Consider the following 2,241-nt stretch of genomic DNA (forward strand, 5'->3'; position numbering starts at 1 on the left):
AAAAGCCCCGTCGCACGAGTGAGTGCGACGGGGCTTTTTGTTTTTTGAAGAGGTGGTGTCCCAGGCGGGGTTCGAACCTGCAACCTTCCCCTTAGGAGGGGGATGCTCTATCCAATTGAGCTACTGAGACACTGATTGACGCGGGCAGTATGCGGCGCGACAGACGGCGTGCATGTTAACGGCCAGCCCCTGTTTTGTCATGTCGTCCTTAGGGCTTTTTAAGTGTAGGCAAGCGCCCTGGAAGATTGCGGGAACTTTTACCGGGCAAATTGCACTGCGCGGAAATGCGGTCATTGCAGATTGCAATCAGCGTCGCCGAAAAAAACATACCAAACCCTTGTTTTTAAAGGACTTATCAGCCGTTACACTGTTGGCACGGCGACTGCTATGCCTGTTCTATCAAAAAGAACAATTTGGAGCGTCGTGCCATGAACAGCACCCTCTTGCTTGCAAACGCAGCGGCTCTGGCTGTCTTGCTCGGATCACATTTTTTTCCCAAGGCTGACGTTGAGCAGCCAGTGGCGCAGCGCATGCCGCATTACCTGCAGGTGCAGAAAGCGCCGCAGTGGGCAGTTTTGAGTGAACGCAGCGACGCTTCTACGCAAATGGTCAGCGAGCCTGAGCTAGCCTCGGCGCCAACCACCGAACGTCTGGTTTTTTGAAATATCTTCAGGAGTACAACATGTCCAAATCGGCGACAGGATTTCTGATCCTCGCTTTACTGAGTGGCGTTACCCACCTGGCGCTGTTCGAGGAGACGGAAGTCACCTTGCCTCTGGTTGGCTGTGGCGTGTTTGCGGTGCTGTTTGTGCTGGCGCTGATTGCCGGGCGCAAGATCAAGTTCGATCCGGTTCTGCGTTAAGCCGAACCAATTCCAATAACGAAGAGACCGCGATAGCAAGGTCAACAGAGTTGTCGATCTGATGAACGGGGCTGTCGCTGGATCTTCGGTCTTTGAACAACGCATTGCGAGCCAGCCTCGCATCGATTTGCTCAGGGGTCTCCCGACCACGGCTAAGCAAGCGCTTGCGCAGGACCTCATCGTTGACTGTCAGCAGAACCGGCACCAGGGTTGGATACCTCTCCATTGCTTGACGCAGGTTCGCTCTCGACCCGTTAACCAGTACGTGCCGGCCCACTTGCAACCATTCATCCATTTCCCTTGGAATGCCGTAGGAGAGGCCGTTGGCTTGCCAGGCCAAGGAGAAAGCGCCGGCGTGCTGTCGCCGTTCGAATTCTTCAGGCGTCACGCCAATTGCATCTTCGCCGACGGACTCCGCCGAGCGGGTAATCACCCGACGCATTACTTCACAGTTCAACGCCCGCAGTGGCTCACGCGATGCATCGATCAGGCTGTCCTTGCCCGAACCGGACGGCCCCATCAGGTAAAAAAGCTTGCCATCCATCCCGAAAACGCCCTCCGACGGGTCCTGCCTCTAGTAAATCGGCAAATTGCCACTATCCTGTACACATAGGGATCAAGAATAGCGAGCCGCATAGCATGCACGTTCTGAAGTCTTCGGACATCAACAGATGTGCATGCGAAAGCGGGCAGCGATACGGAAGGATGGAAAGTTTTCCAACCAGTCCGCATTTCTGACAACTGGTGCTGGCATTACGCCTTTACCCGGCTCAATATTTGTCACAGAATTGACGCCAATGATCTGGCAATTTTGAGGCATGATGCCGGCCTCTTAACAATTCAGGTTGAACCAATTGGTCCGGATGCTTGTCCTACCACACATCCTGCGGCCAATCCCGAGAACCGCTCCCCTGAACTAACCGGTTAAATATATGCGCCCATTGAAACAGGCAATTTATTCCAGCCGTACGGCTGACAAGTTTGTCGTACGTCTGCCAGACGGAATGCGTGAACGCATTGCCGAGGTGGCTCGCAATCATCATCGCAGCATGAACTCCGAGATCATTGCGCGCCTTGAGCAGAGTCTTATTCAGGAAGGCGCACTGGGCGAAGAGCTGAGCATGCGCCTGGACAGCCCGGAGCTGTCGCTGCACGAGCGCGAGCTGTTGCAACGCTTCCGTCAGCTGTCGCACCGTCAGCAGAACGCTCTGGTGTCGCTGATCGCACACGACGCAGAAATGGCCGCAGACGCGTCCTGAGTTATACCGAACATATTGAAGCCAGCATGATTGCTGGCTTTTTTTTGCCCGCAATATGACAGATGGCCGCTTGGCAATTGAGTGTGGCGAGGGGATTTATCCCCGCTGGGCTGCATGGCA

The 2,241-nt window shown here is 54.8% G+C and carries 4 protein-coding genes and 1 tRNA gene; 3 read left to right on the plus strand and 2 right to left on the minus strand.

The features are described 5' to 3' along the window. Window positions 1-53: 53 nt before the first annotated feature. Window positions 54-130 (minus strand) — tRNA-Arg (locus F8N49_RS27330). A 298-nt stretch (window positions 131-428) separates the two neighbouring features. Here F8N49_RS27330 and F8N49_RS27335 point away from each other — a divergent pair. Beyond that, window positions 429-662 carry a hypothetical protein gene (locus F8N49_RS27335; RefSeq protein WP_071173298.1) on the plus strand — a complete coding sequence of 78 codons (234 nt, stop codon included), beginning with the start codon at window positions 429-431 and terminating at the stop codon, window positions 660-662. A 20-nt stretch (window positions 663-682) separates the two neighbouring features. Beyond that, on the plus strand, window positions 683-862 hold the full coding sequence (locus F8N49_RS27340) for a PA3371 family protein (RefSeq protein WP_016773599.1): 180 nt from the start codon (window positions 683-685) through the stop codon (window positions 860-862). Here F8N49_RS27340 and phnN read toward each other — a convergent pair. Continuing rightward, window positions 837-1,406, minus strand: a complete 570-nt coding sequence (gene phnN, locus F8N49_RS27345) for a phosphonate metabolism protein/1,5-bisphosphokinase (PRPP-forming) PhnN (protein WP_151553279.1) — start codon at window positions 1,404-1,406, stop codon at window positions 837-839. The genes F8N49_RS27340 and phnN overlap by 26 nt on opposite strands. A 388-nt stretch (window positions 1,407-1,794) precedes the next feature. Between phnN and F8N49_RS27350 the strand changes: the two genes are divergently transcribed. Then, window positions 1,795-2,121: an Arc family DNA-binding protein gene (locus F8N49_RS27350; protein ID WP_003178899.1), complete on the plus strand. Its 327-nt coding sequence runs from the start codon at window positions 1,795-1,797 to the stop codon at window positions 2,119-2,121. Window positions 2,122-2,241: the final 120 nt, after the last annotated feature.

It is taken from the genome of Pseudomonas sp. GXM4, from assembly GCF_008923895.1.
Taxonomy (GTDB): Bacteria; Pseudomonadota; Gammaproteobacteria; order Pseudomonadales; family Pseudomonadaceae; genus Aquipseudomonas; species Aquipseudomonas atacamensis.